This window comes from Mycoplasma sp. 4404 (assembly GCF_034863325.1).
Lineage (GTDB): Bacteria > Bacillota_I > Bacilli_A > Mycoplasmatales > Metamycoplasmataceae > Mycoplasmopsis.
Window position 1 is genome coordinate 44,302 of the sequence record NZ_JAYFFE010000003.1, and the last position, 21,344, is coordinate 65,645.

Here is a 21,344-nt window from a genome sequence, read left to right on the forward strand (position 1 = left end):
TACAATTGGACTACAAAAAGTATAATAAAAAACAGACTTTAAAAGTCTGTAATTTAAATACTATTTACGTTTCATTGTAGGGAATAAAAGAACATCACGAATTGAATCTTTTTCAGTTAATAACATTGTTAATCTATCGATTCCAATTCCACATCCACCTGTAGGAGGCATTCCGTATTCTAACGCTTCAACGAAATCTCAATCAATGTCACTAGCTTCATCATTTCCATTGTTCTTTTCTTTTAATTGGTCTTCAAAACGTTCTAATTGGTCAATTGGATCTGATAACTCAGTGTACATGTTTGCATATTCTTTTGTGTTAATGAACAATTCAGCTCTTTCAACGAATCTTGGGTCTTGACCTTTAGCAGTAAGAGGAGAAATTTCTAACGGATGTCCATATACAAAAGTTGGTTGTATTAATGTTTTTTCAATAAGTTCTTCAAAAAGTTCATTAATAATGTGACCTAATTGATGGAATTTTTGAATTTTAATACCATATGATTTAGCAACCTCAACAGCTTCATCAAATGAAATGTTTCTAAAATCTTTACCTGTAGCTTTAGAAACAGCTTCAACCATATCAACTCTCTTAAATGGTTTTGTTAAATCAATTTCAACACCTTTGTTAATAACTGTTGATTTACCTAATTTAGCTGCAACTCTTTTAATAAGTTCTTCTGTACGTTGCATCATTCCTTCAAGGTTTGAGTAAGCTTCGTAGAATTCAATTGAAGTGAATTCAGGGTTATGAGTTGTGTCGATTCCTTCGTTTCTGAAAATACGACCAATTTCATAAACTCTATCAACTCCACCAACTAAAAGTTTCTTAAGAGGAATTTCGGTAGCAATTCTAAGAACAAATTCTTGATCTAATGCATTGTGATGTGTTTTAAATGGACGAGCAGAAGCACCTGATAAATAATCATGTAAGAATGGGGTTTCAACTTCCATATATTCTCTTTCATCAAAGTATCTTCTAATTTCACTAATGATTTTTGTTCTATTTCAGAACACTTGCATTGATTCATCATTAACAATTAAATCAACATATCTGTGTCTGTATCTTTCTTCGACATCAGCTAATCCATGGTATTTATCAGGAAGTGGTTTAAGAGCTTTTGTTAAAAGTTTAATATTTTGAACTTTAACAGTAACTGCACCTGTGTGAGTTTTCATAACATTACCTTCAACATAAATAATATCTCCTAAGTCTAAAGATGATACTAATGTATTAATAGATTCATCATGTTCTTTTTTGTTGAAGTAAGCTTGAATTTTTCCATGGTAGTCTTTGATTAAAATGAAAGGCCCACGCATTGTTAAAATTCTACCTGCAATAGCAACAGAAACTGGATTTTGCTCTAATTCTTCTTTAGATACATTTTCATATTTGGAAACTAATTCATCTGAATATGATCTTTCTTTCAATCCATCTGCTTTTGCAAAAGCTTCAATATTATTTTCTTTGTAAAAGTTTAATTTATTACGTCTTACTTGTTCTTGTTCTGTGTATTTTGTCATATCTTTTACTCCATTAATAAATATGTTTAAAGTATACCACTAATATTAAAAATATTAGTGGGGTAATATTAGAAACATAACTAATAAAATATTGATAGTAACATACCTATTTTTTGAAATTATTTGATTTGAATTTTGTTGTCTAAAAAACAAAAAAACTACCGAAACAGGTAGTGATTTCAAAATAAAATTCTTTTATAAAATGGTTGCTTTAGATTCTATCTTCTTTTACTTTTCTAGCTGAAATTGTCACGTGTTTAGGACAAGTTAACATTTTTTGATCTGGTGTGAATTGAACATATAAAACATTCTCATTATATTTACGGTCATATTTAACAGTTCCTTCAGGTCTTAGAAATTCTAAATGAACCAAAGGTACATTAAATACTTCTCTTTGTTCTTCAGGAATTCTTAAATCAACAATTGGATAAATTTCTACTGAACCACCTCAAAGTATGTTGTTTTTAATCATATCTTTTTCTTCTTGAGGGAAGAATTCATCAACCTGTTTAAATGAAATTTCTAAAACTTTATCTTGTTGTTCATAAGATAAAGTTTTAAATTGTGGATCTTCAGCTAACTCTTTTCTCAAGACTTCTTTATACACTTCAAAGTCTAATAAATATTTTTGTTCTCTAACCATTAATTTAATAACAATATCAAATGGAACTACATCAGCAATTGTTCCAAAAGCATATCTATAATCTTTATTGCACATATCACAATGTGCTGCAACTAATGAACCCATAATATCTCCTTGTTTGGAATAAAATCATTATATTAATTATATTTAACTTTATAATTTACTTATGTTAGATTTTGAAAAGAATTATTGAGACAAATATGATGTTATTATTGGTTTAGATGAAGTAGGAAGAGGTTGTTTAGCTGGTGAGTTAGTAGTTGCTGGTGTGATTTTTCCTAAACGATACTCAAATAGCAAAATTAAAGATTCTAAACAGTTAACTGAAAAACAAAGAGAAGAAATTTATGAAGAAATAGTCAACGATTGTGTTGAATATGTTATTGAAGTTAGAACTCTTGAACAAATCAATAATTCAAATCCTAAAAGAGAATCAATTTTAGGTATGGAATCTATTGTTAAAAAACTTAAAAACAAGCCTGATTTGATAATTACAGATTATGAAAAATTAAATTTAGAAAACTATGAACAAATTAATTTAGTTAAAGGTGATTCAATTTCAATTTCAGTTGCTGCTGCTAGCATTTTAGCTAAAGTTACAAGAGATAGAATGCTTAAAGAATATTCGAAAATATACCCTGAATATGATTTTGAAAATAACAAAGGTTATGGAACTAAAAAGCATTTAGATGCTTTAAATGTGTTTGGCCCAACTAAAATACATAGAACCAAATACAAACCGGTTGTAACATCATACGAAAAGCATCGAAAATATAGATAAATTGACTAGGATAACCTAGTTTTTTGATAAAAAAACACTCAGAAAACTAAAGTGCTAGAAATTTAAATTAAATCTATTTCATATTTTTTAGCTAATATTGAGCCTACAAAACTAAAGATTAAACCAAATACACAGGCTAAAATATATAATACTGCTATTACAATATCATCTTCTGTTTTTCTGTGAAAAAGTCTAACAATAGCAATGATTTGTAAAAACATTAATATTACGTGAAGAATAAATATAATCGTTGCTATAATTCCGCTAATTATATATATTCTAGCAATTCATTCTGAATAATAATAGTAACTTTGTTTTTGAACTGATCATATTATGTATATAGTGCCTACAAAAACGATAAATATTGAAATTAATGATAATCAGAATATTGGTCTCGTATGATACATTTTGTTTTTTATTTTGTTTTCCATATATATCCCTTCGTTTTTATCTATATCCTTATTCTAAAAAAAAAAAAAAAGCAAAGTAGAAAGTGAAATATTTTTGCTTTATAATATGACTATGAAAAAAGAAGTGCAAATTAAAATTGAAATTCAAAAAAACTCAAGAATTAAGTATGAATACAACAGAAAAACAGGACAAATTGAAGTAGATAGAATCTTACGTGAAGATTTTGTTTACCCTTGCAACTATGGTTTCATTCCTGAAGCATTAGACTGAGATGGAGACGAACTTGATGTATTATTATATTCATCAGAACAATTCATTCCAGGTTCATTATTAAATGCAAGAATTATTGGTGCTATGAAAATGATTGATGATGGTGAAACTGATACAAAATTAATTGCAGTTCACGCTGATGATTACAGATTAGATCACATTAACTCATTATCAGACTTACCAAGACCATTTTTAGATACTGTTAAAACATTCTTTAGTACATACAAAAACTGAAAACGTCCAGGAATTACATCAGTTGATGGATTTGAAGATGTTGAATGAGCTATTGCTGAATATGAAGAATGTGTTGATTTAATGAACAAATATGGTTCAATGGATAAAAAAGAATTCATTGAATTAATGAAACAAAAACATCCTGAAAAATATGTTGCTTAATTAGATAATTTTCTATCCTTTAAGGGATAGATTTTTTTTATTTCTTAACAAAAAAATTTTATGAAAAAAGTTAGATTTTAAGTAAAAAAATAGTAAAAAATTAACTTTTTACAAAATAGAAAGAAAAATATGGAGAAAGTTTTGTTTTAAATAGTAAACTTTAGTTTAAAGAACACTCTTGCTTAAGTAAAGTTACAAATAATGTTATTAAGTATTATCGGAACAAATTAGGAATAACAACATTTGGTGAAACAACAAAAGTTCATTCAAAAGTAATATTGCAAAAAGAGTACTACCAATCGGTTCAATGCCTCACGAAGAAGTTTTAGAAGCTATTAGATTATATTGTGAAAAAGTTGCGCTAATTGTTGGAGAATACTTTGAGAATAAAAATAATTCAAAAAATTAGGTACATAATTGTACCTTTTTCTATACTCTACAAGTTATAAAAGTAAAATTCATAGTGATATAATTAACTGAAATTTGTCAACTGAGGAGTTTTATGACTTTAGACTTATTAAAGGAAGAATGATTTGTAAATAATTACTATATTTTTCTATATGAAAATAACTTGCTAGAAAATAAATTAGAAAATAGTGGTTCTATTAGCTATTTCGAAAATGGATTGGTAATTAACACTTTTAGAAATGATGCATATTCTGCATTTATATCTAATGTAAACTACAAAAAAGAAAATGTGGATAAAATTATTAATTTGCTTTCAGATTTTTCACCAACTGTAATAACTTATGGTAATGCTTGCTTGAACTTGGTTCATCAGATTAGTAATCTTAATAATTATGAAATTTACAATCAAACGATTGCTGCATTAGATAAAGATGATTTTGTTTTTAGTGAAGCAAAAGAAGAAGCATTAGATAAAAAGATATTAATTAGAAGAGTTGATTTATTTGATTTTGATGAAATCAAAAAATTCCTCGAAGAAGAAAATTTTTATCCAAACTCAAGAAATCATTGAGTTGCTTCTTATAAAAAATATGTTCTAGAAAATAACTTAAACTATGGTTATATAGCTTTAAAAGATAAAAAAGTAATTTCTCACGCTTGTGTTGTTTATACAAATTCTAAAAACGCAGTAATTTGAGGAGTAGCAACAAATACAGAATTTAGAGGTCTAGGTTTAGCTTCGCATTTAGTTTCACTACTATGTAAGGATATATTAAACAATAATCTTGAACCACTTTTATATTACACGGAAGAAAAGATTGGTAACTTATACAAAAAGTTAGGCTTTAAAGATCAAGCACAATATTTTATAGCTTCAAAAGTGGAAAATTAGTTAAATAAATTAAATTTATTTAAAAATAATAATTTTCCAATAAGAAAGCTATCAAAATATTGCTTTTTTATTAAAATTATATTTATGATTAAGGTAGATAACATTACATTCAGATATAGAGAAACAGATACTCAACCAGCATTGAAAAATGTTTCTTTTTCTATCGAAAAAGGTGAGTATGTTGCTATATTAGGGCACAATGGTTCAGGTAAAAGTACTTTGTCAAAAGTACTTGTAACTTTACTTAAACCTCAAAGCGGTTCAATTAGCATTGATGGAATTGAATATTCAAAAGAGAACTTACTTAAGATTAGAAAGAAAATTGGAATTATTTTTCAAAATCCAGATAACCAGTTTGTGGGTTCTAGTGTTGAAGATGATATTGCATTTGGATTAGAAAATAGAAACGTTCCACATGAAGAAATGCATAAGTTAGTTAAAAAATATGCAGCAAAAGTTGATATGGAAAACTTACTTGAAAGAGAACCTGAAAGCTTAAGTGGTGGGCAAAAACAAAGGGTTGCTATTGCTGCAATTTTAGCCTTAAATCCTGATGTTATTATTTTCGATGAAGTTACATCAATGCTTGACCCAAAAGGTAAATCAAGTGTTATTCAAATAATCAAGGAAATTAAAGAACAAAAAGACAAAACCTTAATCTCAATTACACACGATATGGATGAAGCAATTTTAGCCGATAAATGTTTAGTTTTTGCTAAAGGAAAATTAATCGCAGCTGGCTCACCAAAAGAAATATTAAAGAACCAAGAAATTATTGAAATAGCGAAAATTGAATCTCCATTTATTTACAGAATGAGCACAATGATTAATGGAATCGAACCAACATACAATGAAAGTGAGTTAATAGAAGAAATATGCAAATAAAAGTAAAAAAATTAACTCATACATTTAGTGTAAAGACACCTTGAGAATTTACTGCATTAAAAGATGTATCTGCAACAATTAAGCAAGGTGAATATGTTGGTATTATTGGTGCTACCGGTTCAGGAAAGACTACATTAATCGAACATTTAAATAGATTACTAGAACCTACAAATGGAGTAATCGAATGAGTTTATAAGGATAATATTAGAAGAACATATAACTATGAACTAACAAAACTATTAGTTTCATTAGACAAAAAACATTCTGATAAAAACGATCCTAAATATAAAGCAGAACTTAAAGAAAAAAGTGCTCAAATTAAAAAAGAAATTAAAGCTAATGATAAGCAAATTAAAGAGTTAGAAAAAATCTATAAAAAAGAATACAAGATAGCTTACAACAAATTTAGCGAAGAATACAGTCAACATCAAACTGAAAGAAAATCAAAACTTAAAAACAAGTTTAAATTTTCATTTAGTAAAGAAGTTGAATTGTTCAAAAATGAATTTGATGCTAACTCTGAGACATTAAAGAAAATTAATGAGCTTAAATATGTTGAAGATTTTGTGACTCAACAAACCTACAAAAACAAAATCAAATCATTAAGATCTATGCCTAAAAAAATTAGACAAAGAGTAGCTATAGCTTTTCAATTTGCAGAATATCAATTATTTAAAGGAACAATAATTGAGGATATTGCATTTGGTCCAATGGCTTATGGTGTTCCGAAAATTAAAGCTTATGAAAAAGCTAGAGAATGTTTAAAACTTGTTGGATTAGGTGAAGAATATTTAGAAAGAAGTCCTTTTGAACTCAGTGGTGGACAAAAAAGAAGAGTTGCTCTTGCTGGAATTCTAGCAATGGAACCTGATTTCTTAGTTGTTGATGAACCTACGGCTGGACTTGATCCTCAAGGTGTTGATGAAATTTTAGAAATTCTTAATAACTTACATAAATCAGGAAAAACTATCATCAATGTAACTCATGATTTAGATAACATTTTAAAATACTCAAAACGTATTTTACTTATGAAAAATGGACAAATTGTTAATGATGGTGAACCTTATGATGTTTTAAATGACGTTGAGTTTTTAAAAGAAAACAATCTTCAACCACCACATTTATTAGAGTTTGCTAATAAATTGAGAAAAAGAGGTGTAGATATACCGAAAGTAACATCAGAAGAACAATTAGCTTTCTATATTAATAAACATATGGAAACTAAGAAGGGAGTGTAATGAAAAGTGTATTTGGACGTTACATTCCAGGTGATGGATTTTTATATAAATTAGATCCTAGATTTAAGTTACTTATGGTTATTGTTTATATTGTAATGGTGTTTATGGTTAGATATTTCATTGATATGGTTATCTTACTTTTACCTCTTATTATTATCTACATTTACACAAATAAAAGAGTAAGACCATTACTTAAAATGCTTAAGTTACCTATCTTTGTGTCTGTTGTAATTTTTGCAGTCAACTTGTACACTATAACAAACGAAACAGTACATAATGATGTTGCTAATATGTTGAGCAAATCATATTTAAAAGATCATCAAGATGTAAATAGGTTAGCTCAAGCTTACTGGACGAATGGATTCTGAAGTTTTAACACTTCAGCAAGCAAAACTTTTTATAACTCAATAATAGACACAAATGGTGTGTTATCTGTTTTTAAAGGTGAACATTCAGATGCTCTTATCCAAAAAGTTCAATATGGTGTTTCATTAGATAATATCAATAAAACATTGAGTTTATTTTTAAGAATTTACACAATGATTTTAATTACTACATTGTTAACAAACACAACAAGACCAATATTATTAACAAAAGCAATTGAAGATCTTTTATATCCACTTAAATTCATTTTTGTACCTACACACGTTATTGCGATGATTGTTTCAATCGCGCTTAGATTCATACCGACATTAATTGATGAATCAAATAGAATTATTAAAGCACAATCATCACGTGGGGTAGACTTCAAACACGGGAATATTAAGGAAAAAATTGATGCATTTACTACATTGATTATTCCTTTATTCGTTTCATCATTCTCAAAAGCTGAAGATTTAGCTAACTCAATGGAAACAAGAGGATACGATCCATATGCTAAGAGAACTAAATATAGAAAAATTAAACAATCTTGAATTGATTTAATTTCTTTATTAGTTATATTAGCTATATTATCATTCTTAATTGTAAATATTGTGTATCCAAATTACTTACCATTTGAGTACATTGCAACAAGAATTATTTAATTTTTAGGTCTATAAATCATACGTAAAAAAATGCGTGTGATTTATTTTTTTATATTATAATATATCTAAATTTATACAGCTGTAAAGCACTAGCGCTTTACACTTAATTTAAGGAGGTAAAAATGGTTAAAATTAGATTAAAAAGAATGGGTGACAAGTTCAGACCAGTATACAAAATTGTTGTGGCTGACGCAAGATCGCCACGTGATGGTAAATTTATCGAAGCTTTAGGACACTACAATCCATCTTCTAAAGAATTTGTTTTAAACAAAGAATTAACTGCTAAATGATTAAAACAAGGTGCACAACCTACAATTACTGTTGCTAACTTATTTAGAGCTCACAAATTAACTTCAGAACTTAAAAAATAATGAAAATTAATTTTCTTACTTTATTCCCTAGATACTATGAACCTTTTGTTAATGAAAGTATCGTTAACTTAGTCAAAGAAAAAGGACTAGTGGAATTTAATGTGGTTGATTTCAGAGACTTTTCTAAAGATAAACATAGAAAAGTCGACGATGAGATTTATGGTGGTGGTCACGGACTACTTTTACAAGTAGAACCAATTGACTTAGCTTTAGAAAGTTTAGAAAATAAAGGTGGATATAGAATTTTAGTTTCTCCACAAGGTAAACAATTCACTCAAGAAATAGCAGAGGAATTATCTAAAAAGGATCAAATCACTTTCATCGCTGGAAGGTATGAAGGGTTTGATGAAAGAGTACTTAATTTTGTTGATATTGAATTATCAATAGGTGATTATGTACTTACAGGAGGAGAGTTACCATCAATGGTAATGGCTGATAGTATTATCAGATTACTTCCAGGAGCTATTAGAGATGAATCACATCAAAATGAATCTTTCCAAGGTAGAGGTTTGTTAGAACACCCACAATATACAAGACCAAGAGAATACAAAGGTTACTTAGTACCTGAAGTATTACTTAATGGTGACCATAAGAAAATTAAAGAATGAAAAGAGCAGGCTAGTTTAGAAAAAACTAAAAAGAATAGACCTGACCTTTATGAAAGGATAATTAAAAATGAGAAATAGATTATTAGAGTTAGTAGAACATCCACAATTACGTACAGACTTACCTGAATTCAAAACAGGAGACAATGTTAAAGTTCACGTACGTATCCGTGAAGGTGAAAAAGAACGTATTCAAATTTTTGAAGGTTTAGTAATCAGTAAAAAAGAATCAGGTACAAGAGAAATGTTCACAGTTAGAAAAATTTCTTACGGAATTGGTGTTGAAAGAACATTTCCAGTTAACTCACCTTTAATCGCACACATCGAAGTAGTTCGTTCAAACAAAGTTAGAAGAAAAAGACTTTACTACATGAGAAATCTTAGTGGAAAAAGTGCTCGTCTTAAAGAAATCAAAAAGAACAAATAATTTAATCACAATACCTTATTACATATGAAACCAGTTATAATGACTGGTTTTTTGTATAAAAAAATAGCAACAAGTGCTATTTAATCATTTCATATAAGTCTTGCTCACTTATAATCGGAAGATTTAATTTGTTTGCTTTATCAAATTTAGTTGCCCCAACATTTTCTCCAGCAACCAAGTAATTTGTTTTGCTTGAAATTGAAGATGAAACAGTTCCTCCATTTTGCTCAATGATTTTTGAAAGTTCATCTCTAGAAATTGAATGTGTACCTGTAATTACAAAAGTTTGCTTTTTAAGTTTATCAGATTTAAATTCATTATTTGATGATTTGTAAATTAACACACTGTCTAATTTTTGTATTAATTCTTTATTTTTATTATTTGCGACAAAATCTTTAAGTGATTGAACTATTTCAGGTCCAATTGAATTAATTAAAAGGTATTCATCAAGGTTAATTTCGAATAGGTCTGAAAGTTTTGTTAATTTTTCTGAAATCATTTTTGCAACTACTAGACCTATGTTTTTGATTCCTAAAGCAAATAATGCTTTATGTAATTCAACATCTTTTGCTTCTTCAATAGAAACTAAAATGTTATTTAATCTTTTATCTGCAATCTTGATTTTAACATCAGGATTTGATGAATTTTCTTTGAAGAATTCAAGAATTTCATCAGCTTTATCCTTTAGATTAAAAATTGAATATTGGTCTGTAATTCAACCTTTATCAAAGAAGAAGTTAAGTGTCTTTTCACTTAGTGAAACAATGTTAAGTGCATCTCTAGAAACAAAGAATGATAAGTTTCTAGTTAGTTTTTCATAACAGTTTGGATTTTCACAAAATTGATCAACAATTCCTGGGAATTCAACTAAAACCGAATTACAAGAAGGGCAATTTAGAACCTTAGGGAAAATTGAGTTTGTGTATTTAGTTTTTAACTCAATAATTTTAGGAATAATTTCACCAGATTTGATTAAAACAACTTGGTCACCTATGTTTATGTTCATATTAGAAATAAAATCATAGTTGTGAAGTGTTGCGTTTGAAACTGTTGTTTGAACTAACTCAACGGGGTCAAAACTTGCTACATAAGTTATTTTTCCAGTTCTACCAACTGTAGCTACTATCTTTTTAATAATTGGATATGCTTCTTCGGTTTTGTATTTATATGCAATTGCATATCTAGGGAATTTAGCAGTTTTACCTAATAAATCTCAATATTCAAGTTGATTCAGTTTAATAACAAAACCATCACAGTCATATTCAAATGAATCTTTAACTAATTCAAACTCATTAATTCTTTTGATTATTGATTGAAAATCTTTTTCTACATAATGATATTGATGTGTAGGTAAGTTTAATGATTTTAAGAAATCAACAATCTGTGATTGTTCTTTTAGTCCGTGCTCTAATGGATCTACAATATCATACATAATGATTTGAAGATCTCTCTGAATGATTAATTTACCATTTTTCTGTCTTAAAGTACCTGCTGCCATATTTCTGGTATTAGCAAAATAATCTTCTGTAGGTTCTTTTGGTTCCTTTGGAAGTGCTTTGATTTTACCGCTATTGTAATCATCTAATTTAGCTAAATAAGCTGGTCAAATTTTATTAATAAATTCAAGTTTCTTCTCTTCAAATTCTTCTTTTAATTGTTCATTAATTTCAAGGAATTTAGATTTGTTAATATAAATTTCACCTCTTATTTCAATTGGTTTTAGATAATTAATTGTTTTAGGGATGCTTTTGATGATTAGAGCATTTTTAGTAACATCCTCACCAACTTTACCATCTCCACGAGTTACTGCATTTGCTAATTTCCCATCTTTGTAAATTAACGAGATTGATAGACCATCAATTTTAGGTTCAAGATTGAAGTTAATTTGTGATGAATTTATAGGTGCTGTAGCATTTTTGATAAAATCATTAACTTCTTCTTGTGAATATGCTTTAGCTAGTGAAAGCATTGGTTTTTGATGGGTATATTTAGTGAAGTTTAAACTTGGAACACCACCAATTTTAGTTGTTGGAGAATCTTCTTGAATAAACTCAGGATACTTAATTTCAAGCTCCTCAAGTTCCCTTAATTTACTATCATAAACAAAGTCATCAACAAGTGGTTTATCTAAGTTATAGTAAGCGTGGTTGAGTTTATTTAACTCATTTGTAAGCTCAATAATGTAGTCTTTTATTTCGTTTTTTGTAGCAGGTATTTTCATATTTTTAAATTATATAGCTTATATAAAGTTTTAAACAAAATAAGCAAATTAGTAAGTTATTTGCTAAATTTTCAAACACATTATTTTTATATTTGTATATAATTTAAAATATTAATATATTGAGGAGAAATTATGAAGTTCGAAATTAGAGAGTTCACAGTTGATAAAAAAGAATGATTAACTGTACAAAATAATGTTTTAAGTTACTTAGAATCAAATAAAAGAGAAGGTCAGAAAATTGATCAAAAACTTATTTTAACATCAGCATCAAACGCTTATATGGATTCAGTTAAACAAAAATTAATGGAAGAAATGAATCTTAAGGATGCAGATAAAATTGCATTTTTACCAGTTCCACAAGATGTTAAATTCACAATTGAAGATTTTTCATTTAAATTAAAAGTTTTCTATGAAAATAACCTTGAAAAATATAATTTAGATATTAAACCTGAACCATTTAAATTATTATCAAATGACTATAATGCAAAAATTGATGAGTTTTATAACTTATTTATTTCAGGTTACAAATTTAAACTTAATGTTGATAGAGACGTAGTTGAAACTAATGATAATGTAATCATTGAAACTAAACCTGCAGATATGCAAGAAGCTAAATTTGAAAAATATCAAATTATTGCAAATCCTGAAAGTGAACATCAATTTGAAAAACAATTAATTGGTGCAAAACTAAGAGAAGTTGTTACTGTAAATTATGCAGGAAGAGACTTTTTAGTTAAACCTATTCAAATTGTTGAAATTAAAGAAATGCCGATTACTGCAGAAAATGTTCACTTATTAAATATTGACCAAATTAAAAATATGGATGACGTTAGAAAATATGTTGAAAAAACAATTTTAGAACAAATTGTTAATGATTCTGTTTTTGCTTATGGTGAAAACATTTTAGGTCAATTATTAAAAGAATTTAATCAATTACTTGAAATTGATAATGAATTAATTGAAAACGATATGAAAGAATTTAGATTCAAAGAAGACTTCGCAGGAGATAAAAGAGAAGTTGTTAAATCTACAATTATGAACTACTTCTGAACTATGTTATTCAACAAGAAGTTAGGAATTAAAATTGAATACAGTGAAATGGAAGAAGAAAGACAAAAATTATTCACTATTTTTGGAGAAAAAGCTAACCAATTCGGTGTTCAAGCAATTTCTAATATTGTTTTACTCAAAAAACTAGGTACATACTACTTATCAAAAAATGAACCTGCAGTTTTTGAGGAAAATAAAGAATACCTACAAAAGTATTTAAGCAAATAAATGTATTAAATCAAAAACACCTCAATAATGCCACGAGGTGTTTTTGATTTTTTATAAACTGATTACAAAATCTTCTAGCTTGAACTGATTATATGTGTTTTTGTGTACTTAAAAATTAAAGTTTTATGACTATTTTGCAATTCTAATTATCATAAGAATATTACTTATATGACTAGGAATTTTTTAATTATTTAATGGATAATAATATAAAATATGTTTCATGAAGAATAAAGATAATTTTGCAAATGAAAATTGCAATAAAACTACTACACCAAAATCATCTTGAATTACTAATTATTTCAAATTTAAGTCAAAGAAAATTGACCTTATTAATAAAGCTTCAATGAATCTGGATGCTAATAATTCAGCAGTGATAATTAACCCTGCTGATATTAAAAAAGAAGAAGAAAAATTAAAATACAAGATGGCCAAGTATTTAAATAATTCAAAACAAAGTAAGCTTACATTTAAGACGTTTTGGGTTAAATATTGATTAAAACTAGTGCTTACTTTTGTATCAGCATTAATTTTTAACTTTGGAATTCACATCTTTTTATCAAAAGCAGACACGATTCCTTCTGGAATTACAGGAATTCCTACTATTTTGCAATATTTATTTCCTGTTTTAAGAAACTATTTTGCTTTAATTTATTTTGCATGTAATTTACCTTTATTCATTATATTTTGAAGAAAAGTCAAGTTTAGTTTTATAGGATTAACTTTATTCTTTATGCTTTGTTTACAATTAACAAACTTTATTTTCACAGAAGAGCATGTTCATTCATTCTTGTTTGAGAAAATCAATTTAGTTCCTATTGACTATGATAATTACAATATATCAATTAAAGATACTAAAGCAATTGTTGAAGTCGCTTCAACACCTGGGCAATCTAATTTAAAAGAATTAATTGATTTTAAACTAAACCCAAGTGCATTTAGTGCTGAGAAAGCTGCAGAATTTGAAAAATACGCTCAATATTCAATTGAACAATTAACACAATTAGCTTGATATTCAGATGGAATTAGCTGAGGAGTTTTACTTTATGGATGTCTTGGAGCAGTATTTATTGGTACAGGAATAGCTATTTCATGAAAAGCTGGTGGTTCAACTGGTGGAACAGATATTATTGCTTATTACTTTTCAACAAAACATAAGAAAAGCGTTAGTTTAATTCTTGTTATTGTTGGTTTCGTAACAGCAGTTACATTTGTACTTATTTATGGATTTGTTCGTCCGAATCAAAATGGTGAGTTATTCGGAATGAGAGAACTTTCAACATTCTCATACTTAATAGTTACTAACTTAGTTGTTGGTATGTTATATCCTAAATATAAGAAAGTAAACTTAACAATTATTTCATCAAATCCTGAAACAATTATTGCTTACTTCAAACTTATTAATTATTGACACAGTTACAGAATTGAACGTTTCAAATCAGGTTACACAGGTAAAACTTCAATTAAAATTGAAACTACAATTCTTCTTCTAGAAGAAAAAAACTTAATTGCTGATTTAAAAATAATCGATCCTACTGTTTGAGTTTCTTGCTCAAAAGTAGCTAAAGTTTCTGGTAATTTCAATACAAACTATGTAGAACAGTAAAAAAACTGTTCTTTTTTGATCAATTTTTACTATATAAATGAAAGGAGGCTAACTATGAAACTTAATGATCTAAAACCACTAGAAAAAGAAAAGTATTCGCAAATTCAACCTGGGTTTTCATTTGCTACTTTAGTTCCGTTAATTCCATCGATAGTTCAAGGCGCAATATCTATTCTTGGTTTATTTAAGACATTTACATCAAATTCAGGTTCAGTTAAAGGAAAAGATCAAGAATTCAAGTGAGATAATACTGTTAAGAAGACTTCTAATGTAATTGAAAATTACTTATTATTTTAAAGAAATCCTTATTCATAATTTTTCAATTTAAAGTCATCATTTCATTGAAAAAAATTTGTATAACTTCTATATTTTAAGACTAAAAAAACTTACTAATTTGACTTTATTGCTATATAATAAGCATGTTACATTTGTAACCGTACTAAAGAGGTTCATCAAGTGCATAAGCCACCTCAAAGACGAGCCACATTTTGGAGGTATTGCATGTTTGCAATTATCGAATCAGGTGGAAAACAACTTTTAGTTAAAGAAGGTCAAACAATCTTCGTTGAAAAACTTGAAGGTCAAGAAAACTCAGAAGTTAAATTTGACAAAGTTTTATTAGTTAACGATAAAGTAGGGAGACCTTACTTATCTAATGCTGTAGTTTACGGAACAATCGAAAAACAAGGAAAAGCAAAGAAAATTGTTGTATATCGTCACAATGCAAAGTCTACTCACAAAAGAAAATTAGGACACCGTCAACCTTACACACGTGTTAAAATTACAAAAATCGAAGGGTAATTAGAATATGGCACACACGAAAGCCGGTGGTTCTACCCGTAACGGTCGTGATTCTCATAGTAAGCGTTTAGGTGCTAAATTAGGTGATGGACAATTTGCAACAGCAGGATCAATCATTTACCGTCAAAGAGGAACAAAAATTTTCCCAGGACAAAATGTTGGTCGTGGTGGAGACGATACATTATTCTCAAAAATCGATGGATACGTAAAATACGAAAGCAGAAGAAACAGAAAGTATGTTTCTGTATATCCTGAAAGACAAAACTAATTTTAATTTATATAGTAAAACGCGTCACAGCAAGTATGTGACACGTTTTTTATTTCTAAATTTCAGTAACAGAAGTAATTAAAGTAGCTCCAGACTTAATAAGCTGATTATTCAAATCACTAAAATCATCACTAGGGAAACATTTTATATCCTTACCAATATCAGCAAAGTAATTTACTAACTGTATTGCTTTTGAGTCTCCTTTTAAGGAAAATGAAATAAATTGTTTGCTTAATAAAGAACTTAATAAATTTGCTTGTTTAAAATATTCTCTTCTAGGATGACAATTTAAGGGATACTGAGATATATAAAGTTCATTTGGTTTTAAGTTTTGTTTTAAAATTTCATCATTAAAACCTTCTTTTAGAATGTGAATAATAGAACCATTGTGATTTCTATAAAAATCAACAATAGATTTTTCACTTTCTTTATAGTCATTGGTAATTAGCACATGAGAATTAACCATATTTTCAAGCTGTTTTTCAGAATTAAAACTATCTAGGATGTTTCTTTCATCGACTAGATAAATTTTATTTTTGTTTTTAAGTAGTGTAGTGTTTCCATACATATAAAGTACATAAGGTGGATATTTAATAATGTTTAAATTCAAAGGATATTCTTCATCTAAAATGGTGATGAACTTTATTTTCTTTTTCACATACTCTTTTACTCATTGTGTTAATAGATTCATATCGATTTTAGGAACGCTTTTAAGATTTTTATAAATTATGTAGTTATTTCCCTTGTGTAAGTTAGATAAATAAAATAATATTAAGTTCATTTTCTCCTCCTATTTACAATAGTAAATTTAGTTGAAAATGAACTATTTTTATACCTAGCACACTATTAGTTTAGTTTAAATAAAAAGCCTTTGTTTTAGTGTAAATTTAATATAATTACTTTAAAAATTATTAGGTTTATTTTTATTCATTTTTATCTAGGAGAAAATATGAGAATTGCATTTTTCGATTCTAAAGATTACGATATTAAATACTTTGAAAAATATAATGATGGAAGACACGAAATTACTTTTTTTAAAGAAAACTTAAACTTAGATACAGTTAAGTTAGCTAAAGGTTACGATGCTGTATGTGGGTTTGTTAACACTTATGGTGACAAAGTAATTTTAGAAGTCTTAGCAAAAATGGGTGTAAAAGTTTGATTGCAAAGATCAATGGGATATAACAAAATTGATGTTGCTAAAGCTAACGAGTTAGGGATTCACGTCTACAGAATTTTTAACTACTCAGCTGAAAGTATTGGTGAATTTGCTTTTGCAGGATTATTAGCGCTTAACAGAAATCTTTTAATTGCTAATAAAAGAGTTAAAGATTACAACTTCTCATTAAATGGACTTGATGGACTTTGTGTTGGAAACTCAACAATTGGGGTTGTTGGTTCAGGAAAAATTGGACAAACATTTATTAAAATTGCTAAAGCAACAGGTGCTAGAGTTTTAGTATTTGATGCATTTGCTCAAGATAACTTCCCTCAATTAGCTGAACAATTTGGATTTGAATGAGCTTCATTTTCAGAAATCTTACAAAACTCAGATTTTATTTCAATCCACTGTCCTTTATTACCTTCAACAAGATACTTATTCGATAAATCTGCTATTGATATGCTTAAACCAGGAGCAATTATTATCAACACAGCCAGAGGGGAAATTATTGAATTACAAGCAATGATCGATGGGCTTAAATCAGGTAAAGTTCGTGGATTTGCAACTGACGTTTTAGAAAGAGAAGAAGGAAGATTTTACGAAGACATTTCTTCAAGAATTAAAGAACTTAAAGATCAAGATCCTCAATGAGCAGAATTAATTGAAATGGACAACGTTTTAGTAACATCACACCAAGCATTCTTAACAGATTTAGCTTTAACTCAAATAGCTAAAACAACATTAGAAAATGCAGATGCTGCGCAAGCAGGAGATTACTCAAAAGCATTAGTTTTATTAGAGAATGGAAAAATACAAAATGGTTAATACACAGGAATTATTAATTAAGAAAAATAGCTTTTTCAAAGATTTATTTAGCTTCTTTAAATTAAGAACATCAGAAAGACAAAATGCTGAGAAACCAGCTGATTTAAAAACTTGAATTATCCACGGTTTATCAGAATTTATCGGAACAATCTTTTTATCGCTTGCATTAGCAGGTCTATCTATTTACACATCTTCAGGTAAAGTTGCTGAAGAATATATGTTACATAAAATCATTGTTGGATTTTATGCAGGATTTATTGCTGTTGGGGTAGTGTTATTCATCTTCTTACGTTGAAGTTGTGACCTTAACCCAGCTGTAACTATTTATCGTTATATAAACGGTAGAAATAATGGTTACTATGCTTTATATAAAATTGCAATTCAATTCTTAGGAGCATTTGCTGCTGCAGGATTTATCTATTTATTTGGATACTTATCAGTAGGGAAAGATCATTTACCTAATGCCCCAATTACTGCAATTGGAGCTTACAAAGCTTCTTTTGTTGCAGAATTAGAAAAAGGTTCAAATCCATCAGCAAACCACGTTTTAGCAAGTGGAACAGCGTGAATTTTCTTTGTTGAGTTAGTTATGACAGCTATCTTATTGTTCCCAATTTTTTCACCAAACATTAACAATAAATACCGTGATTTAATGATTATGTTCATCATTTCATTATCAGTATGAATGGGATTTTTAGGTGCCACAGCGGCTATTAACCCAGCTAGAGGATTAGCTCAACAATTACCTGCATTCTTTACATCAGAAACTCATGTTGGTAAGCATTTAGAAGCACAAATTACTGGAATAGCCCCTGATTTTGGGTTCGATACTTCAGTAACATTGGATCAATTAAAAAATTCAAAAAATTCATTTGCATTTGATTCATTAGTTTACGCAACATTTGCTATGTTATTAGGAGATTTATTAGCTCCAGTATTCTATGCATTTATTCAAGGATTTACACAAAGAGTTGTAAACCCATTTGTTGTTAAAGTTATTGCATTTAAAAACTTTAGAACAGACTCAATGACAACGCCAGAAAAAGAAGCAAATAAACCAAACAACAATAAACAATAATAATCTTAAGAATCACTTCTTAAAGTGATTCTTTTGTTTCTAATAGGAAAGGATAATATGAAAAATAACGAATTAGCCTTGGAGTTAGCTTCAAAAGAATTAAACATTCCTACAAATCAAGTTCAAATAGTTTTAGAAATGTTATCTAATGGAGATACAGTTCCGTTCATTTCACGTTATAGAAAACAACAAACTGGTGGGCTTAATGAAGAACAAATCTATCAAATTGAATCTATTTACAAATACAAAGAAGAGCTTTTAGATAGACAACAAGCAATTATTAAAATTCTAAGTGAAAAGAATTTACTTACAGACAAGCTTAAGGAACAAATCTTAAATACAACTGTCAAAAGTGAATTAGAGTCAATTTATGAACCATTCAAGGTTGGTAAAATCACAAAAGCAACAAAAGCCGTTGAACTCGGTTTAGAGCCACTTGCAAAGAGAATTTTTGAGAATAAAAACCCTCAATTTGATGTTGCAAGAGAAGCTAAAAAATATTTAACAGAACAAGTGCCTACAGTTGAATTTGCTATTGAGCAAGCTAATTTCATTATTGCACAGTGAATTTCACAGAATGTAGAAATTAAAAAACAAATTAAAGAATCAATCTACAATTTTGGAAGAATTAAAACAACAAAGTCAAAAAAAGTTAATGATGAAAATGATGATTTAGTATTCTTAAATTACTATGATTTTTCAACACCTATTAAATACATTAAAAACCACAATGTATTAGCAATTAATAGAGGTGTTAAATTAGATAAACTGAAACTTGAATTTGAGTACAAACACGAACCATTAGTTATTATCATTTTAAAAGCTATCGATAAAACAAGAAACAATAAAGACAATGTTATTGATGCGATTAATGATTCACTCAAAAGACTTATTTTACCTAGTGTAGAAAGAGAAATCTTTAGTGACTTATTTGAAATAGCTGAAAAAGCAAGTATTAATATATTTGCAAATTCAGTTGAAAAATTATTAACTGCTCCAGCAATTACAGGGCACAATATTTTAGCCATTGACCCTGCATATGTTAATGGATGTAAAATAGCTGCATTATCTGAAAATGGAGAAGTTTTAGGTATTGCTAAAATTTACCCTAACAAACCACAAGAAAAAGTTGCAGAAGCAACTAAGGTAGTTTTAGATTTTATTAACAAGTATAAAATTACTATTGTTGTTATTGGAAACGGAACAGCTTCAAGGGAAACTGAATTATTTATTTCTAATATTATTAAGCAAAACAATTTAAAAGTTAAATATGCTATTGTTTCTGAAGTTGGAGCTAGTGTGTATTCAGCTTCTCAAATTGCAATCGAAGAATTCCCTAACTTAAGTGTTGAAGAAAGAAGTGCAATTAATATCGGTAGAAAATTCTTAGACCCATTAAATGAGTTAGTCAAAATTGATCCTAAGTCAATTGGTGTGGGTCAGTATCAACATGACTTAAATCAAAAAGAATTAGAACAATATTTAAACTTTAAAGTTCAAAAAGTAGTTAATGAGTTTGGTGTTGACTTAAACACTGCTACAAAGCATATTTTGATGTATATAGCAGGTTTAAGCAAAAAGATAGCTCAAAATATTATTGAATACAGAAATAGTAAAAAAAGTAAGAATTTCGAAAACAGAAATGAACTTCTCAAAGTTCCTGGATTAGGTCCAAAAAGTTTTGAGCAATCAGTTGGTTTCTTAAGAATATTCACTTCATCAAACTTCTTTGATAAAACAATAATTCACCCTGAATCATATAAATTAGCATCAAGAATTGTTGAAAAATTTAACTTACAACCTAATGAGCAAGGGATAGATGTTTTCAACTTAAATGCACAAACAATTGCTGATGAGTTAAATTCGGACATTTATACAGTTGAATTAATACTTCAAGCATTATCAAGTCCTACTAAGAAAATTGTTGATAATAAATCAGGATTTATCTTAAAAGACAGTGTGTTAGATGTAAATGATTTAAAAGTTGGAGATACAATTCAAGGAACTGTTGAAAATATTACTGATTTTGGTATATTTGTTTATATCGGAATTAAGAAGAATCTATTTATTCACGTAAGTAATTTAAACTTAAACGGAAATGAATCGATTTTTGATAAGTATTATCCAGGTTTAGTGATTAACTCTGAAATCACTGAAATTGACTTACAAAGAAATCGTTTAAGTGGTAAAGTTTTATAGGACTAAAAAAATGAATAGACCAGTGTATAAGGT

The 21,344-nt window shown here is 28.0% G+C and carries 22 protein-coding genes; 17 read left to right on the forward strand and 5 right to left on the reverse strand.

Features of this window, described 5'->3' with window-relative positions:
• Nucleotides 1–60: 60 nt before the first annotated feature.
• Together lysS and VBN07_RS02585 are read right to left on the reverse strand one after the other, a co-directional pair.
• Nucleotides 61–1,524, reverse strand: coding sequence for a lysine--tRNA ligase (gene lysS / locus VBN07_RS02580; protein ID WP_323177718.1), 1,464 nt, complete (start codon nt 1,522–1,524; stop codon nt 61–63).
• Between the two features lie 211 nt (nt 1,525–1,735).
• Nucleotides 1,736–2,272 (reverse strand): hypothetical protein, encoded by a 537-nt coding sequence (locus VBN07_RS02585; RefSeq protein WP_323177719.1) that lies wholly within the window; start codon nt 2,270–2,272, stop codon nt 1,736–1,738.
• 61 nt (nt 2,273–2,333) lie between these two features.
• Between VBN07_RS02585 and VBN07_RS02590 the strand changes: the two genes are divergently transcribed.
• On the forward strand, nt 2,334–2,948 hold the full coding sequence (locus VBN07_RS02590; protein WP_323177720.1) for a ribonuclease HII: 615 nt from the start codon (nt 2,334–2,336) through the stop codon (nt 2,946–2,948).
• 62 nt (nt 2,949–3,010) lie between these two features.
• Here VBN07_RS02590 and VBN07_RS02595 read toward each other — a convergent pair whose 3' ends face one another.
• Nucleotides 3,011–3,379: a hypothetical protein gene (locus VBN07_RS02595; RefSeq protein ID WP_323177721.1), complete on the reverse strand. Its 369-nt coding sequence runs from the start codon at nt 3,377–3,379 to the stop codon at nt 3,011–3,013.
• Between the two features lie 91 nt (nt 3,380–3,470).
• Here VBN07_RS02595 and VBN07_RS02600 point away from each other — a divergent pair, with 91 nt between their 5' ends.
• The 8 genes from VBN07_RS02600 to rplS all read left to right on the forward strand — a co-directional run bounded on the left by VBN07_RS02600 (nt 3,471) and on the right by rplS (nt 9,876).
• Nucleotides 3,471–4,025 (forward strand): inorganic diphosphatase, encoded by a 555-nt coding sequence (locus VBN07_RS02600; protein ID WP_257089104.1) that lies wholly within the window; start codon nt 3,471–3,473, stop codon nt 4,023–4,025.
• A 502-nt stretch (nt 4,026–4,527) separates the two neighbouring features.
• Nucleotides 4,528–5,325, forward strand: coding sequence for a GNAT family N-acetyltransferase (locus VBN07_RS02605; protein WP_323177722.1), 798 nt, complete (start codon nt 4,528–4,530; stop codon nt 5,323–5,325).
• An 84-nt stretch (nt 5,326–5,409) separates the two neighbouring features.
• Nucleotides 5,410–6,210: an energy-coupling factor transporter ATPase gene (locus VBN07_RS02610; protein ID WP_323177723.1), complete on the forward strand. Its 801-nt coding sequence runs from the start codon at nt 5,410–5,412 to the stop codon at nt 6,208–6,210.
• Nucleotides 6,201–7,448 carry an ATP-binding cassette domain-containing protein gene (locus VBN07_RS02615; protein WP_323177724.1) on the forward strand — a complete coding sequence of 416 codons (1,248 nt, stop codon included), beginning with the start codon at nt 6,201–6,203 and terminating at the stop codon, nt 7,446–7,448. The genes VBN07_RS02610 and VBN07_RS02615 overlap by 10 nt, the downstream gene beginning before the upstream one ends.
• Complete coding sequence (locus tag VBN07_RS02620; RefSeq protein ID WP_323177725.1) at nt 7,448–8,473, forward strand: energy-coupling factor transporter transmembrane component T; 1,026 nt, start codon at nt 7,448–7,450, stop codon at nt 8,471–8,473. The genes VBN07_RS02615 and VBN07_RS02620 overlap by 1 nt, the downstream gene beginning before the upstream one ends.
• A 122-nt stretch (nt 8,474–8,595) precedes the next feature.
• The gene (gene rpsP / locus VBN07_RS02625; protein ID WP_257089094.1) at nt 8,596–8,844 is read left to right on the forward strand and encodes a 30S ribosomal protein S16; all 249 of its coding nucleotides are present in this window, start codon (nt 8,596–8,598) and stop codon (nt 8,842–8,844) included.
• Nucleotides 8,844–9,530 carry a tRNA (guanosine(37)-N1)-methyltransferase TrmD gene (gene trmD / locus VBN07_RS02630; protein ID WP_323177726.1) on the forward strand — a complete coding sequence of 229 codons (687 nt, stop codon included), beginning with the start codon at nt 8,844–8,846 and terminating at the stop codon, nt 9,528–9,530. The genes rpsP and trmD overlap by 1 nt, the downstream gene beginning before the upstream one ends.
• Nucleotides 9,520–9,876 (forward strand): 50S ribosomal protein L19, encoded by a 357-nt coding sequence (gene rplS / locus VBN07_RS02635; protein ID WP_257089090.1) that lies wholly within the window; start codon nt 9,520–9,522, stop codon nt 9,874–9,876. The genes trmD and rplS overlap by 11 nt, the downstream gene beginning before the upstream one ends.
• 76 nt (nt 9,877–9,952) lie before the next feature.
• Here the strand turns inward: rplS and ligA are convergent, their stop codons facing one another.
• Complete coding sequence (gene ligA / locus VBN07_RS02640; protein ID WP_323177727.1) at nt 9,953–12,097, reverse strand: NAD-dependent DNA ligase LigA; 2,145 nt, start codon at nt 12,095–12,097, stop codon at nt 9,953–9,955.
• A gap of 132 nt (nt 12,098–12,229) precedes the next feature.
• On the opposite strand from ligA, the gene VBN07_RS02645 reads away from it, so the two are divergent.
• From VBN07_RS02645 to rpmA, 5 genes are all read left to right on the forward strand, one after another.
• The gene (locus VBN07_RS02645) at nt 12,230–13,375 is read left to right on the forward strand and encodes a trigger factor-related chaperone (protein WP_323177728.1); all 1,146 of its coding nucleotides are present in this window, start codon (nt 12,230–12,232) and stop codon (nt 13,373–13,375) included.
• Between the two features lie 220 nt (nt 13,376–13,595).
• Entirely contained in the window at nt 13,596–14,978 is a 1,383-nt protein-coding gene (locus VBN07_RS02650; protein ID WP_323177729.1) for a YitT family protein, read from the forward strand.
• Nucleotides 14,979–15,032: 54 nt separating this feature from the next.
• Entirely contained in the window at nt 15,033–15,275 is a 243-nt protein-coding gene (locus VBN07_RS02655) for a hypothetical protein (RefSeq protein WP_323177730.1), read from the forward strand.
• Nucleotides 15,276–15,479: 204 nt separating this feature from the next.
• Nucleotides 15,480–15,779 (forward strand): 50S ribosomal protein L21, encoded by a 300-nt coding sequence (gene rplU / locus VBN07_RS02660; RefSeq protein ID WP_257089080.1) that lies wholly within the window; start codon nt 15,480–15,482, stop codon nt 15,777–15,779.
• A 7-nt stretch (nt 15,780–15,786) separates the two neighbouring features.
• Nucleotides 15,787–16,047, forward strand: a complete 261-nt coding sequence (gene rpmA, locus VBN07_RS02665) for a 50S ribosomal protein L27 (RefSeq protein ID WP_257089078.1) — start codon at nt 15,787–15,789, stop codon at nt 16,045–16,047.
• A gap of 55 nt (nt 16,048–16,102) precedes the next feature.
• Here the strand turns inward: rpmA and VBN07_RS02670 are convergent, their stop codons facing one another.
• Nucleotides 16,103–16,828, reverse strand: coding sequence for a DNA-processing protein DprA (locus VBN07_RS02670; protein ID WP_323177731.1), 726 nt, complete (start codon nt 16,826–16,828; stop codon nt 16,103–16,105).
• Nucleotides 16,829–16,996: 168 nt separating this feature from the next.
• Here VBN07_RS02670 and VBN07_RS02675 point away from each other — a divergent pair, with 168 nt between their 5' ends.
• The 3 genes from VBN07_RS02675 to VBN07_RS02685 are packed head-to-tail and all read left to right on the forward strand — an operon-like array spanning nt 16,997 to nt 21,311.
• Nucleotides 16,997–18,034 (forward strand): 2-hydroxyacid dehydrogenase, encoded by a 1,038-nt coding sequence (locus VBN07_RS02675; protein ID WP_323177732.1) that lies wholly within the window; start codon nt 16,997–16,999, stop codon nt 18,032–18,034.
• The gene (locus tag VBN07_RS02680) at nt 18,027–19,112 is read left to right on the forward strand and encodes an aquaporin (protein ID WP_323177733.1); all 1,086 of its coding nucleotides are present in this window, start codon (nt 18,027–18,029) and stop codon (nt 19,110–19,112) included. Before VBN07_RS02675 ends, VBN07_RS02680 begins: the two co-directional genes overlap by 8 nt.
• 57 nt (nt 19,113–19,169) lie before the next feature.
• Complete coding sequence (locus tag VBN07_RS02685; protein WP_323177734.1) at nt 19,170–21,311, forward strand: Tex-like N-terminal domain-containing protein; 2,142 nt, start codon at nt 19,170–19,172, stop codon at nt 21,309–21,311.
• Nucleotides 21,312–21,344 lie beyond the last annotated feature (33 nt).